The following is a 14,185-nucleotide window of genomic DNA, read 5'->3' as shown; positions in this document are numbered from 1 at the left end:
GAGCGGGGAATGCGATGGCCGATCCGAACACCGAAGCCCTCCAGAAGCGCATCGCCACCCTGGAGGCGCAGGTTTCAGCCCTGCTCCAGGCGATATCGGCGGATCGCGGCGGCAACGTCGTCATCAACGCGCCGGGCTCGCTGACCGTCAATTGCGGGATGGGCATCGCGCTCACCGCAGGCAGCGTGATGACGCTGACCGCGGGCGCCAATCTTGCCGTCACCGCAGGCGCCAACACCACCATGGTCGTCGGTAACCGTCTGCGCATCAGCAGCGGTCACGAAGCCTCGTTCGAAACCCGGAGCTTCAACGTCGCTGCGGCGGTGGGCTGCGATATCGACAGCGGGCAGAACTTCGCCATCACGGCCGGCAAGGAGATGGCGATGAGCGTTGGAGCGGGCATGGCCGTCAGCGTCGGCAAGACGCTTGCGATCGAAAGCGCCGATGCCGCTTCGCTGAAGTGCGGCGACGCCAGATTGAGCATGAAGAAGGACGGCAGCGTCGAATTGCAGGGGCGCGACATCACGCTCAAGGCTTCCGGACGCATTGAGGCCAAGGCGTCCGGCAATGTCACGATCAAGGGATCGAAGATCCTGCAGAACTAAGCTTACAAAAAGCCAAGAGACCGCTTTTCTGCTCAGCCCTCCTCCTGAGGAGCCGCGCAAGTGGCGTCTCGAAGGATGGTCCAGCTCGTCATGCTCGCCCTTGTGGCGAGCACCCACGTCTTGAAAACGGCCTTCGACCCACGAAGACGTGGATGGTCGGGACAAGCCCGACCATGACGGATGGGCTCAGGTCAGGCGGCCACGCGCCGCGACCGGCAATTCCCCGATCAGCTTGTCGCCGCGCACGGTGATCAGGCGATCGACCATGTTGACGACGACGCAGACATGGTTCGGCACGACGCGGACAACCTCGCCGACGAGCGGGCGCTTGTTCGAGGCGGAGAGGTCGAGGAAGCCGTGCTCCTCGGCGAATTGCGCGATCCGCGCCGCCGGGTATTCGAGGATATAGCCGTGGCCGTCGAGATTGCCCTTGTCGCTGGTCAGCGTCTTCGAGCCTGAATCAAGGATGCCGCGTTCCGGACCCGCCCGGCTCACCACCGTCGCGTAAACGGTGAGCGCGCAATCCTCGAGCGTGGCGACGCCGGCCGCGATCTGCATGCGGTCGTTGAAGATCGAGGTGCCCGAGCGGTGCTCGGTCGAGCCCTTGAGCTTGCCCATGTTGGGGATGTTGGGCGAGCCGCCGGTCGAGACGATATCGGCCTTGAGGCCGGCATCGCGCAGGCCGGCATTGACCGTGTCGAGGAAGGCTTGCGTCCGCTCCCAGCCATCCTCCGGCGGGTACATCAGCAAGCCGGCGAAGCGCAGGCCGGGCGAGGCCGCGACCATCTTGGCGAGTTCGACCGCCTCACTGGGGGTCTCGACGCCGGCGCGCTTGCGGCCGGTATCGCATTCGATGACGACTTCCAGATCGCGGCCCGCGATCTCGCCGGCCCGCGGCAGGCCGGAGATGGTGACCGGGTTGTCGGCGGCGACGATCATCCGGACGCGTCTTTGCAGGGCCCCCAGGCGCCCCAGCTTTTCTTCGCCGATGATGTTGTAGCTGATCAGGATGTCGTCGATGCCGCCATCGGCCATGACCTCGGCCTCGCCGAGCTTCTGGCAGGTGATGCCCCGCGCGCCGGCCTCGATCTGGAGCCGCGCCAGCTCGGGCGATTTATGCGTCTTGATATGCGGGCGATTGGCGACGCCGGCGGCGTCGCAGGCCGCCTGGAGGCGGGCGATATTGGCATCGACCTTGTCGAGATCGATCACCACGGCGGGCGTGCCGTAGACGCGGGCGATCTCGGCGGCGAGCGGGGTGGCGGCCGGCTGGTCGACGGCCCTGGAGGTGGTCGCGGTCACGGTCATGGCAGCACCTTGATGATGACTTCGATCTCGACGGTCATGTTGTTGGGCAGCGAGCCCATGCCGACGGCCGAGCGGGCGTGGCGGCCACGGTCGCCGAGAACGGCGACGAACAGGTCCGAGCAACCGTTGATGACCTTGGGTTGATCGGTGAAATCCGGGACCGCATTGACCATGCCGAGCAGCTTGACCACCTCGACCTTGTCGAGCGAGCCGACCGCCTTCTTCATCGCAGCGAGCAGGCCGAGGCCGGTCTGGCGCGCGTGCTGGTAGGCTTCCTCGATCGTGACGTCCTTGCCGACCTTGCCGGTCGGATAGGTGCCGTCGGCCCGTTTCGGACCCTGGCCCGAGAGATAGACCAGATCACCGACCTGCTTGAAGCTGACATAGGTCGCGACCGGCGTCGGCACGTCCGGCAGGGTCAGCCCCAGTTCCTTCAGCCTGTCTTCGGCGCTCATGGCGTTTCTCTCCTCACGTCGGTCTTTTCTCGCCGATGCCTGACGCATCAGCCGTTGATATCGCGGCGCATATAGCGGGCCGCATCGTCATAGCTCGCAAGCTTGCGATCAAGCGCGGGCTCATGCACCTCGCGAAAACCCTGCCGGCGCCAGAAGCCGGTCGAATCGTTGACCGCGACCAGCGCCAGGCTCGTATAGCCGGCACCGGCAGCGTGACGGGCGATCGCGGCGACGATCGCTCCCGCCGCGCCGCTGCCGCGCCCTGCCGGCAGCAGGGCGAGGTCGTGAAGATACCAGTTGGCGACGCCAGGCGGGACATCGCCGAGCAGGGAATTCAGGGTTGGGACGGCGCCGGCCGGCCAGGGATGGCTGACGAGGTAGCCCTGCAGCGCCCCGCCCTCGCCGGCCAGCACATGACACCCCTCGGGGGCCAGATGCAAACGCTCGGCGAAGACCGCCTCGTCCTCGGGATAGTCCGGATGCACGGCGGCCGCGATCGCCATCACGGCCGGCAGATCGGCCGGCGCCATGCGGCGCCAGCCCGGTTCGCGTGACATGGAAGCCTACGCCGCGACCTTCGGGAACTTGCCGGTCCGCTTCGGATGCCACCACTTGCCCTTGAGCACGACACCCTCGGAGACGAACTTCCTGTCGCCGATCAGGTGCTCGCCGACGACGTCGACATAGTCGAACTTGCCTTCCTTCACGGTCAGGATCGTCGCATCGCCGAGCGAACCGACCTTGAGGGAGCCGTATTCCGGGCGCTTCAGCGCCATGGCGGCGTTCACGGTCGAGGCGGCGATGACGTTGTTCAGGCTCATGCCCATGCAGAGGAACTTCGACATGGTGGTGACCTGGTCATAGGCCGGGCCGTCGATGCAGAGCTTGTGCACGTCCGACGAAATCACGTCCGGCTCGAAGCCGTTGGCGAGCATGGCGCGGGTGGTCTTGAAGGAGAACGAGCCCTTGCCGTGGCCGATGTCGAAGATGACGCCGCGCTTGCGGGCCGCCAGCACCTCGGGCTTCACCGTGCCCTGCGCGGTCGCGGGCGCGTTCGGGAAGGGGCGGAAGGCGTGGGTCAGCACGTCGCCCGGCCGCAGCATGCCGATGACTTCCTCATAGGACGGCGGCGGATGGTCGATATGGCACATCAAGGGCATGCCGATCTCGTCGGCGACCTGCAGCGCGATGTTCAGCGGCTTGGTGCCCTGGTCGCCCGAGGCATGCAGGCCGACACGGACCTTGATGCCGACGATGTAGTCGCGGTTCTCGTCGGCGACCTTGGCGCAGTCGATCGGGTTCATCATGCGCATGTCGCCGCTCTCGCCGACCATGACGCGATGGTCGAAGCCGTAGATGCCGGCATGCGAGACATGGAGATAGGCGAGGATGCGCGCCTGGCTCGGCTCGATGACATGCTTGCGGAAGCCGGCCCAGTTGCCGGGGCCGGCCGAGCCGGTATCGACCGAGGTGGTGACGCCGGAAACGCGACAGAATTCGTCCGCGTCGATGCCGAGCGAGGTGCCGCCCCAGTAGACATGGGTGTGCAGGTCGATCAGGCCGGGCGAGACGATGTAGCCTGAGACATCCCGGACTTCCTTGGCGCCCTTCAGGTCCTTGCCGAAGCCGGAGACCTTGCCGTCCGTGAAGGCGACATCGAGGATGCCGTCATGCTTCTGCGAGGGGTCGATGACGCGACCGCCCTTCAGGATGAGATCGTGGGTCATTTCTAGTCCTCTGGATGCGGATCAAACCGGGGAGACGGCGCCCTTGCGCTCGACGATCAGGCCGTAGGCCTGGGGCTCGCGATGCCTGGCGAAATTGAAGGTCGAGGCCTTGTAGCTCTTGCCGAGGTCCATGTCGCAGCGGGCGACGATGAGCTCGTCATCCTCGGTCACGGCCTGGGCCACGACCTCGCCGGTCGGCGCGATGATGCAGGAGCCGCCGATCTGGTCGACGCCGGCCTCCAGCCCCGCCTTGGCGACGCCGACGACCCAGGTGGCGTTCTGGTAGGCGCCGGCCTGCATCACGAGCTGGTTGTGGAAATTGCCGAGCCGGTCATGGTCCGGTGCCGGCGGGTTGTGCTTGGGGGTGTTGTAGCCGAGCACGATCAATTCGACGTCCTGCAAGCCCATCGAGCGATAGCTCTCCGGCCAGCGCCGGTCGTTGCAGATCATCATGCCGATATTGGCGTCCATCGTCCGCCAGACCGGCCAGCCGAGCTCGCCGGTCTCGAAATAGCGCTTCTCCAGGTTCTGGAAGGGCGCCGCCGGGCGGTGCTCGGGATGGCCGGGCAGATGGATCTTGCGGTACTTGCCGACGATCGCACCCGATTTGTCGACGAGGATCGCGGTGTTGAAGCGGCGCTTGCGGCCCTGCTCGAAGGCGAGTTCGCAATAACCGAGATGGAAGCCGACGCCGAGGCGCTTGCTCTCCTCGAAGAGCGGCGCGGTCTCGTTCGAAGGCATCGCGCTCTCGAAATGGCTGTCGATCTCGGCTTCGTCGTCGATCCACCAATGCGGGAAGAAGGCTGTGAGCGCGGCCTCCGGATAAACCACCAGATCGGCGCCGTGGCTCTTGGCCTGCCGCATGAGTTCGATCATGCGGGCAACCGCCGAAGCCCGGCTCTCATCGCGCTGGATGGGACCGAGCTGGGCGGCGGCGACGGTCAGGATACGGGTCACGTCTGGGCTCCGGATGAAGATCACCCTGCGGGCAGGGTTTCAGGCACGGAGCCGGCGCGTCAAGCGCCGGCAATGCGGGGCGTGGGTTGTCCCAGTTGCGGGGCAGGTCCTCAGAGCGTCTTGGCCAACCGCGGATCGAGCGAGTCGCGCAGGCCGTCGCCGAGCATGTTCACCGCGAGCACGGTGATCGAGAGGAACACGGCCGGGAACAGGATGATGTGCGGCCGGACCTGCCAGAGCGCCCTGCCCTCGGCCATGATGTTGCCCCAGGACGGCGTCGCCGGCGGCACGCCCGCGCCGATGAAGGACAGGATCGCCTCGACGATCATGGCGCTGGCGCAGATATAGGTCGCCTGCACGCTCATCGGCGCGAAGGTGTTGGGCAGGATGTGGCGGAAGATGATGCGCGGGACCCGCGCGCCATTGGCCACGGCCGCCTCGACATAGGGCTGCTCGCGCAGCGAGAGCACGACGCCGCGCACCAGCCGCGCGACGCGCGGGATCTCGGCGACGGTGATCGCGATGATGACGTTCTGGACCGAGCCGCGGGTCAGCGCCATCAGGGCGATGGCGAGCAGGATCGGCGGGATCGACATCATGCCGTCGATGATGCGCATGATGATGCCGTCGGACCAGCGCACGAAGCCGGCGAAGAGGCCGATGGTGAGCCCGACGATCGAGGACAGGATCGCGACGCTGAAGCCGACGAGCAGCGAGACGCGGGCGCCGTACACGACGCGCGAATAGATGTCGCGGCCGAGCATGTCAGTGCCGAACCAGTAGAGCTCGGAGGGCACGCGGGTGCGCCTCGACGGCGCGATCGCGGTCGGATCGACGGTGCCGAGCAGCGGCGCGAAGATGCCGATCAGCGCCATCAGGATGAGGAGCCCGCCGCCGACGGCGACGGAAGGGTGCCGGCGCAGATAGCGACGGAAGCGGGCGGCGCGACCGAGTTCGGCCTGCACCGGTTCAGCGGCAGGAGCCGCAGCGAGCGATTGAGCGGTCAATAGCGGATCCTCGGGTCGACGAGGGTGTAGGTCAGGTCGATCAGCAGGTTCACCAGCACGTAGACCAGGCTGAACATCAGCACGACACCCTGGATGACCGGATAGTCGCGGCGCAGGATGGCATCGACGGTGAGCCGGCCGAGGCCGGGGATGGCGAAGACGCTCTCGGTGACGACGGCGCCGCCGATCAGCAGCGCGATGCCGATGCCGATGATGGTGACGATCGGCACGGCCGCGTTCTTCAGCGAATGCAGGAAGAGCACGTCCTTCTGCGCCACGCCCTTGGCCTGGGCGGTGCGGACATAGTCCTGCTGGAGAACATCCAGCATCGTGGCGCGAGTGATGCGCGCGATCAGCGCGACATAGACCAGCCCCAGCGTGACCGTCGGCAGGATCAGGTTCCTGAGCCAGGGCCAGAAGCCCTGCGAAATCGGGGTGTAGCCCTGCACCGGCAGCCAGTCGAGCTTGAGCGCGAAAAGATAGGCGAGGAGATAGCCGACGACGAAGACCGGCACGGAGAAGCCGAGCACCGCAAAACCCATCGCCGCCTTGTCGACCCAGCTGCCTGCCTTCCAGGCCGCAACCACGCCCATCGGCACGGCGATCACGACCGCGAAGATCAGCGTCAGCACCATCAGCGAGAGCGTCGGCTCGATGCGCTGGGCGATGAGCTGCGTCACCGGCAGGTTGGTGAAGATCGAGGTGCCGAGATCGCCCTGGATCACGCGGAACGACCATTCGGCGAAGCGCACGAGATAGGGGCGGTCCAGGCCCAGGCTGGCGCGGATGCGCTCGACATCGGCAGGGGACGCCTGGTCACCCGCGATGATGGCGGCGGGATCGCCCGGCGCGATGTAGAGCAGCGAAAAGACGAACAGCGCCACGAAGGCCATCACCGGGATGGTCGTGACGATGCGTCTGACGACGAAAGCAAGCATAAGGCAGTCGGACCTCGTTCACAGCAGTAACAGGGATCGCGGCCCGGACTTCTTCCGGGTCGCGACGAAGCAAGGCAACGGAGCCGGACGACTCCGGAAGGGCGGAGCGGCAAAGCCGATCCGCGCGGGCTATCAGTCCTTCTTCACGTCCCAGAAGAACGGCAGCGGTCCGCTGACCACACCGGTGACGTTCTTCCGCCAGGCCTGGTAGCCGAGATAGAAGCCCGTCGGCGCGAAGACGACGTTCTCGACGGCGGCCTTGTTGAGGCGGCCCATCGCCGCCTTCTCCTCGGCCAGGTCCTTGGCGTTGAACCAGTTGGTGACCTCGGTCTCGACGGCGGGCACGTCGGGCCAGCCGAACCAGGCCTTGTCGCCATTGGCGCGGATCGCGGTATAGGCGGCCGGGTTGATGCAGTCGGCGCCGGCATGCCAGGTGTGGAACATGCTCCAGCCGCCCTGCCCCGGAGGCGTCTTCTGGGCGCGGCGGGAGCCGACCGTTCCCCAGTCGGTGGCGACGAAATCGACGTTCATGCCGATGCTCTTGAGCAATTCCGCCGTGACGTCGCCCATCGACTTGGTCGCGGCCATGTCCTGCGCGACGACGCAGACCACGGGCTCGCCCTTGTAGCCGGCCTCGGCGAGGAGCTTCTTGGCTTCGGCGACGTTGCGCTTCTTCAGGATCTCGCCGCCCTCCTCGGTGTAGAGCGGCGTGCCCGGGGTGAAGAAGCCGGGCAGCGGCTTCCAGAGCTTGTCGTCATCGCCGACGACGGCCCGCATGTAGTCCTCCTGGTTCATGGCCGTCAGCACGGCCTGGCGCACCTTCACATTGTTGAAGGGCGGGAACAGGTGGTTCATGCGGAAGGCGCCGACATTGCCCAGGGGATCGCCGATATCGACATTGATGTCCTTGTGGCCCTTGAGCACCGGCACGAGATCGGCAAGCGGGGTCTCCCACCAGTCGACCTCGCCGTTCTGGAGCGCGGCGGCGGCCGTCGCCGGATCGGGCATGATCACCCATTCCACGCGATCGACGAGGATGTTCTTGCCGCCGGCGAGCCAGTCGGCCTTTTCGGAGCGCGGCTTGTAGTCCGCGAATTTCTCGAAGACGGACTTCGCCCCCGGCACCCATTCCTTCTGGAGGAACTTCATCGGGCCGGAGCCGATATATTCGGTGATCTGCGTGAAGGGATCAGTCTTGGCGATGCGCTCGGGCATCACGAAGGAACAGGGCGCGTTGTTCTTGGCCAGCGCCAGCAGCATTTTCGGGAAAGGCTGCTTCAGCGACCATTTCCAAGTGAGTTCATCGACGGGCGCCAGTTCGACCTGGATGGCGCGGATCATCAGGCCCATCGGATCGCGCGCCGACCAGCGAACGAGGCTCGCGACCACGTCCTTGGAGGTGACGGGCGTGCCGTCATGGAACTTGAGGCCCGAGCGCAGCTTGAAGGTCCAGTTCAGGCCGTCGGAGGAGACCTCCTCGGCCTCGACCATCTGGCGCTGCGGCTGGAACTTGGAATCGATGCCGTAAAGCGTATCCCAGACCAGCGCCGCGGCGTTGCGGACGACGTATTGCGTCCCCCAGATCGGGTCGAAATTCGCGAGATTGGCCTGCGGCACGAACCGCAACGTCTTGCTTGGACTTTGCGCGAGGGCCGGCATTGCCAGCCCTCCTGTCGCCGCGGCCATGCCGGCGCCCGTCGCGGATTTCAGAAACGTCCTGCGATCCATCTTGCTCTCCCCTGGAACGGCGCCTCTAGACGGGCTGCCTTGGCGCGAGTTTGGGCAGAAAAACTCCGCCTGACAACACGCAGCAGCGCCCGATCAAGGCGACCTCGCCGCCTGCATGGTTCGTGCCAGACGGAACTTTCGGGCGGGAGCCCGCTGTTTCGGTTCCGGACGGCCCATTTCGGGCCCGGTTCCGGAAAGAATGAAAAATCGCGATCAGATCGGTTTGACCGGTTCATCGACACGCGCGAAGGGCCGTGCCAGCTCGAACGCCGCCGCAGCCCGCAGCACGAGCGCGTCCTTGCCGAAGGCGCCGACGATCTGAAGCCCGGCCGGCAGGCCCGCCTTCGTCAGACCGCAGGGCACCGAGACCGCCGGCTGCTCGGTGATGTTGAAGGGGTAGGTGAAGGGCGTCCAGCGCGTCCAGTCCTCGCCATAGGCGCCATGTTCGGGCGTATCGCGCCCCACAGTGAAGGCCGGCAGCGGGAGGGTCGGCGTCAGCAGCAGGTCGTATGTCTGATGGAATTGCGCCATCCGATAGGCCAGCGCATTGCGCCGGTTCAGCAGCGCGTCGACATAATCCGAGGCCGGGATACGCTCGCCCTGTTCCGCCACCGCGACGAGGCCGGGGTCCATCTGCTTGCGGCCGGCGGCGTCGATGCTCTTCAATGCCAGCGCCGCTCCCGAGGCCCAGAGGGTCATCAGGATCTCGATCGGATCGTCGAAGCCGGGATCGACCTCCTCCACGGTCGCGCCAAGCTCGGCGAAGACCTGTGCGGCCGCGGCCGTCAGCGCGGCGATCTCGGGATCGACGGTCACGTCCTGGCCAAGCCGCGGAGACCAGGCGACGCGCAGACCCCTCAGGCCGCCCTTGAGCCCGTCGACATAATCCGGCGGGCGATCGGTCAGCGCCGTCATGTCGCGCGCGTCGGGCTGGCCGATCACCTTCATCGCCAGCGCGGTGTCGGTGACGGTGCGGGTCAGCGGCCCGAGATGAGCAAGGAAACCCATGACCGAGACCGGCCAGGCCGGAACGCGGCCATAGCTCGGCTTCAGGCCGACGACACCGGTGAAAGCTGCGGGAATGCGGATGGAGCCCGCCCCGTCGGTGCCCATGTGGAGGCAGCCGAGATTGAGCGCGGCACAGACGGCCGCACCCGACGAGGAGCCGCCCGGGCCGGTGCCGGTGTTCCAGGGATTGCGGGTGATGCCGGTGAGCGGCGAATCGCCGACGCCCTTCCAGCCATATTCCGGCATGGTGGTCTTGCCGAGGAAGACCGTGCCGGCCTCGCGCAGCCGCGCGGTAATGGGGGAATCCTCGGCGAAGGGCGCGTCGGAGGCGATGGCCGAGCCGCGCTGCATCGACCAGCCGGCGACGCCGAGATTGTCCTTGATGGTGACGGGCACGCCATCGAGCGGGCCGATCGCCTCGCCCTTCAGCCAGCGCCCCTGCGAGGCTTCGGCCATGGCCAGCGTGACCGCCTCGTCACGGACGGCGAAGGCATTGACCGCGGGCTCGAAGCGCTCGATGCGGGCGAGCGCATCCTTCGCGACCTCGACGGGAGAGAGCTGCTTGCTGGCATAGAGCGGGCCGAGCTCGGCGGCGGAAAGCGAGGCGATCGTCGTCATCTGGGGACCTCTCAGGCGTTGGCGACGCGCCAGGCAGTGGTGAGCAGGATATTCGCGCCGGCGATCATGTCGTCATCGGTGCTGAATTCGGCCGGGTTGTGCGAGAGCCCGCCGATCGAGGGGATGAACACCATCGCCGTCGGGCAGAGCCGCGCCATCATCTGCGCGTCGTGGCCGGCACCCGAGATCATGCGCCGGATCGGCAGGCCGAATTCGCCGGCGCTGCGCTCGACCTCCGCGATGATCTCCTCGGCAAATGGCGTCGCCGGGAAGCGGGCGAGATCGCGGAAGGAGATTTCGATGCCGTCGCGCTCGGCGAGCTCGGCACAAAACGCACGTACCGCCGCCTCGGCCTTTGCAAGCGGCGCATCGAGCGGGTTGCGCAGGTCGAGCGTCATCACGACGGTTTCGGGCACGACATTGACGTTGCCGGGCTGGACGCGGATCACGCCGCTATTGGCGAGCTGGCTCGGAATCGTCTTGGTCAGTTCGTTGGCGAAGATATTGATGCGCGCGGCAGCAAGCCCCGGGTCCTTGCGATAGGCCATCGGCGTCGTGCCGGCATGGCTCGGGCGGCCCTTCAGGGTCAGTTCCAGCCAGCAGATGCCCTGGATGCCGGTAACGGCGCCGAGACCGCCGCCCTCGTTTTCCAGCACCGGCCCCTGCTCGATATGCATCTCGATATAGGCATGGGCCGGCAGGAAGCCCGGCTTCTCCGCGCCTTCGTAGCCGATGCGCTTCAATTCGGCGCCGAGGCCGATGCCGTCTGAATCGACTTCCCTGTGCGCCGCCTCGACGCTCATGCCGCCGGCCCAGACATAGGAGCCGAGCATGTCGGGGTGGAAGCGCGCGCCCTCCTCGTTGGTGAAGGCGACCACCGCCATGTCACGCTTCGGCGTCATCCCGGCATCGCGCAAGGCGGCGAGCACCTCGACGCCGGCGACGACGCCGAGCGCGCCGTCGAAGCGTCCGCCGGTGCCGACCGTGTCGATATGCGAACCCATGATGACGGCCGGGCCGTCCTGCTGGCCCTTCAGGATGCCGACGATGTTGCCGATGGCGTCGACACGGGTATCGAGGCCGAGCGCCTTCATCTGGCTGACCAGCCAGTCGCGCCCCTGCCTGTCCTCGTCGGTCAAGGCGAGGCGACGGCAGCCGCCTTCCGGCGTCGCGCCGATCTTCGAAAGCTCGGCAAGACGCGAGGTCAATCTCGCGCCGTCGATCCTCAGATTGGTGCTCATCGGTTCAGGCCCTCCAGCAATCTGCGAGGCAAGATGCAGACCGCGGCGACGGTTGTCGACCCGCGTCCAGCGCATCGGCTCCGAGCGGCGGACGGCGTGCCAGCGGGTGTATCGGCGCTCCGATCGGGGGTAGAAGCAGCGCCCCATGTCCGAGATCGCCGAAACCCGCCCGCATCATTCCTGGCTCGGGGAAGCCCGCGCCATGCTGGCCCTGAGCTGGCCGATGGTGCTGACCAATGTCGCGCAGACCGCGATGACGGCGACAGACGTCGTCATGATGGGCCATCTCGGCCCGGATGCGCTGGCCGCCGGCGCGCTCGGCACCAATCTCTATAATGCAACCCTGATCTTCGGCATCGGCGCGATGGGCGCGGTCTCGCCGATGATCGCGATCGAGCTCGGCCGCAACCGGCATGCGGTGCGCGATCTGCGCCGCACGGTCCGGCAGGGTTTCTGGGCCGCGGCCACCATGGTCGGGCCGATGTGGCTCTTCCTCTGGCAGGCCGAGTTCATCCTGAGAGCGATGGGTCAGGATCCCGCCCTGTCGAAGTCCGCCGCGTCCTATCTCCACACGCTGCAATGGGGGCTGCTGCCGTTCTTCCTCTATCTGTGCCTGCGCGGCTTCGTCGCGGCGCTGCAGCGGCCGCGCTGGGCTTTCATCGTCGTGCTCTTCGCGGTGGCGTTCAACGCTTTCGCCAACTGGTGCCTGATGTTCGGGCGGCTCGGCTTTCCGGCGCTCGGCCTGCCCGGCTCCGGAATGGCCACTGCCTTGTCCTCAACCCTCATGTTCCTCGGCCTCGCGCTCGTGGTCATGTGGGACAGGCGTTTCCGGCGCTATCGGCTGTTCGGCCGCTTCTGGGTGCCGGACTGGCCGCGCTACCGCGCCTTCTGGCGCATGGGCCTGCCGATCTCTCTGACGCTCTCCTTCGAATCGCTGATCTTCTACGGCGCCGCCTTCATGATGGGGCTGATCGGCTCGACCGCGCTCGCGGCCCATGCCATCGCGATCCAGATCGCCTCGCTCGCCTTCATGGTGCCGCTCGGCATCGGCCAGGCCGGGACCGTACGAGTCGGGCGCGCCTTCGGCTCCGGCGACAAGGAGGGCATCCGGCGCGCCGGCATGATGGCGCTCATCCTGGCGCTGAGCTTCATGTGCTTCACCGCGCTCCTGATGGCGACGGTGCCGCATTGGCTGATCGCTCCCTTCCTCGACCGCTCGAAACCCGGTGCGGAAGCGGTGGCCCAGATCGCGGTGGCCTTCCTGTTCTACGCCGCCCTCTTCCAGATCGCCGACGGGGCGCAGGTCATCGGGTCGTCGATCCTGCGCGGCCTCGGCGACACGCGCCTGCCGATGATTCTCGCCGGTATCGGCTACTGGGGCATCGGACTGCCGCTCTCCGCGGCGCTGGGTTTCCTGACCCCGCTTGCCGGCAGCGGCATCTGGATCGGGCTGGTGATCGGGCTTTCGCTCGTCGCCGTGATGATGCTCTGGCGCTGGTGGGCTCGCGAGAAGCTGGGTCTGCTCAAATGGGGATTGCGGGAAGCCACCTGAGCCGACGAAGCGGCCATCCGCCCTGTTGCCTAACGGCAACAGCGTTGCACGGACACAATTTGGCCATCTCCTGTTCACCCCACGGCCATCTCGGCAACCTTGAACGAGGGTGAGCAACGGCGCATGGAACCCAAGGCGCCGCCCCATCGTTCATTTCGCCCGTAACGCCGAGTTGTCCGTCGATGTCCCCCGACCGCCCATCCGCCTCCCCCCTCGCCCGGCCGACCCGCCGCGTCTTCGCTGCGCTGAGCCCGCTCTTCCTTGCCGCCTGCGTCGTGAACCGACGTCCGGAGCCGTTCGAGGTCGCGCATCAGGGGCCGCATATCAGCGCCGAATATCTGGCGATGTATGGCGAGCGGCCGAATGAGCAGCACCCGCTGCCCGCGACGGACCTTTCCGAGGTCGAGCCGCAGTTCCTGCGCCGCATCGTCTCCTACCCGACCCGCGAGCAGCCCGGCACGATCGTCGTCGATACCGACAACCGCTATCTCTACCTCGTGATGGAAGGCGGCCGCGCCGTGCGTTACGGCATCGGCGTCGGCAAGCAGGGCATGTCCTGGCGCGGCCGCGCCACGGTCGCGCGCAAGGCGCAGTGGCCGCGCTGGACCCCGACCCCGGCGATGATCGCCCGCGAGCCGGAGCGGAACCGCCCCTGGGCCGGCGGCATGGCCGGCGGCATCGAGAACCCGCTCGGCGCCCGCGCGCTCTACCTTTACCAGGGCGGCCGCGACACGCTTTACCGCATCCATGGCACCTCCGAGCCGTGGTCGATCGGCAAGTCGGTGTCGTCGGGCTGCATCCGCCTGTTCAACCAGGACATCATCGACCTCTACGGCCGCGTTCCGACCGGCACGACCGTCGTGGTGCTCAACCGCGGCACGCTGCAGGCACCGTCCGAGGTCGACGAGATGCCGCCGCCGGACGACGATTTCGGCAGCATCTGACGCCGACCTGATATTTCTCATCGCATCGGCCCGAAAAGTGGAACCCACTTTTCGGGCCGATGCGTTTGCCGGGCACCGCCTTGATACCGTCACAGGC

The 14,185-nt window shown here is 66.9% G+C and carries 13 protein-coding genes; 3 read left to right on the top strand and 10 right to left on the bottom strand.

What is annotated here, in order from left to right:
• The first annotated feature begins 14 nt into the window (after positions 1 to 14).
• The gene (locus ACWIEX_RS05560) at positions 15 to 605 is read left to right on the top strand and encodes a hypothetical protein (RefSeq protein WP_454032102.1); all 591 of its coding nucleotides are present in this window, start codon (positions 15 to 17) and stop codon (positions 603 to 605) included.
• Between the two features lie 186 nt (positions 606 to 791).
• Here ACWIEX_RS05560 and ACWIEX_RS05555 read toward each other — a convergent pair whose 3' ends face one another.
• From ACWIEX_RS05555 to ACWIEX_RS05510, 10 genes are all read right to left on the bottom strand, one after another.
• Positions 792 to 1,913, bottom strand: a complete 1,122-nt coding sequence (locus ACWIEX_RS05555; RefSeq protein WP_454032101.1) for an alanine racemase — start codon at positions 1,911 to 1,913, stop codon at positions 792 to 794.
• Positions 1,910 to 2,368 carry a RidA family protein gene (locus tag ACWIEX_RS05550; RefSeq protein ID WP_454032100.1) on the bottom strand — a complete coding sequence of 153 codons (459 nt, stop codon included), beginning with the start codon at positions 2,366 to 2,368 and terminating at the stop codon, positions 1,910 to 1,912. Before ACWIEX_RS05550 ends, ACWIEX_RS05555 begins: the two co-directional genes overlap by 4 nt.
• Positions 2,369 to 2,415: 47 nt before the next feature.
• Positions 2,416 to 2,925 carry a GNAT family N-acetyltransferase gene (locus ACWIEX_RS05545; RefSeq protein ID WP_454032099.1) on the bottom strand — a complete coding sequence of 170 codons (510 nt, stop codon included), beginning with the start codon at positions 2,923 to 2,925 and terminating at the stop codon, positions 2,416 to 2,418.
• 6 nt (positions 2,926 to 2,931) lie between these two features.
• Complete coding sequence (locus ACWIEX_RS05540; protein WP_454032098.1) at positions 2,932 to 4,095, bottom strand: amidohydrolase/deacetylase family metallohydrolase; 1,164 nt, start codon at positions 4,093 to 4,095, stop codon at positions 2,932 to 2,934.
• 21 nt (positions 4,096 to 4,116) lie between these two features.
• Complete coding sequence (locus tag ACWIEX_RS05535) at positions 4,117 to 5,052, bottom strand: N-carbamoyl-D-amino-acid hydrolase (RefSeq protein WP_454032097.1); 936 nt, start codon at positions 5,050 to 5,052, stop codon at positions 4,117 to 4,119.
• Positions 5,053 to 5,162: 110 nt separating this feature from the next.
• Positions 5,163 to 6,059: an ABC transporter permease gene (locus tag ACWIEX_RS05530; RefSeq protein WP_454032096.1), complete on the bottom strand. Its 897-nt coding sequence runs from the start codon at positions 6,057 to 6,059 to the stop codon at positions 5,163 to 5,165.
• Positions 6,056 to 6,997, bottom strand: coding sequence for an ABC transporter permease (locus ACWIEX_RS05525; protein WP_061964578.1), 942 nt, complete (start codon positions 6,995 to 6,997; stop codon positions 6,056 to 6,058). The genes ACWIEX_RS05530 and ACWIEX_RS05525 overlap by 4 nt, the downstream gene beginning before the upstream one ends.
• Before the next feature lie 132 nt (positions 6,998 to 7,129).
• Positions 7,130 to 8,725 (bottom strand): ABC transporter substrate-binding protein, encoded by a 1,596-nt coding sequence (locus tag ACWIEX_RS05520; RefSeq protein WP_454032095.1) that lies wholly within the window; start codon positions 8,723 to 8,725, stop codon positions 7,130 to 7,132.
• 213 nt (positions 8,726 to 8,938) lie between these two features.
• The gene (locus ACWIEX_RS05515; RefSeq protein ID WP_454032094.1) at positions 8,939 to 10,351 is read right to left on the bottom strand and encodes an amidase; all 1,413 of its coding nucleotides are present in this window, start codon (positions 10,349 to 10,351) and stop codon (positions 8,939 to 8,941) included.
• A gap of 11 nt (positions 10,352 to 10,362) precedes the next feature.
• Entirely contained in the window at positions 10,363 to 11,592 is a 1,230-nt protein-coding gene (locus ACWIEX_RS05510; RefSeq protein ID WP_454032093.1) for a M20 family metallo-hydrolase, read from the bottom strand.
• A 145-nt stretch (positions 11,593 to 11,737) separates the two neighbouring features.
• Between ACWIEX_RS05510 and ACWIEX_RS05505 the strand changes: the two genes are divergently transcribed.
• Positions 11,738 to 13,144 carry an MATE family efflux transporter gene (locus tag ACWIEX_RS05505; protein WP_454032092.1) on the top strand — a complete coding sequence of 469 codons (1,407 nt, stop codon included), beginning with the start codon at positions 11,738 to 11,740 and terminating at the stop codon, positions 13,142 to 13,144.
• Between the two features lie 182 nt (positions 13,145 to 13,326).
• Positions 13,327 to 14,088, top strand: a complete 762-nt coding sequence (locus ACWIEX_RS05500) for a L,D-transpeptidase (protein ID WP_454032091.1) — start codon at positions 13,327 to 13,329, stop codon at positions 14,086 to 14,088.
• The last annotated feature ends 97 nt before the right edge of the window (positions 14,089 to 14,185 follow it).

The organism is Allobosea sp. NPDC055353 (assembly GCF_053644975.1).
The sequence above is the reverse complement of the archived record's forward strand: the minus strand, read 5'-3'. Positions and strand labels throughout refer to the sequence as shown.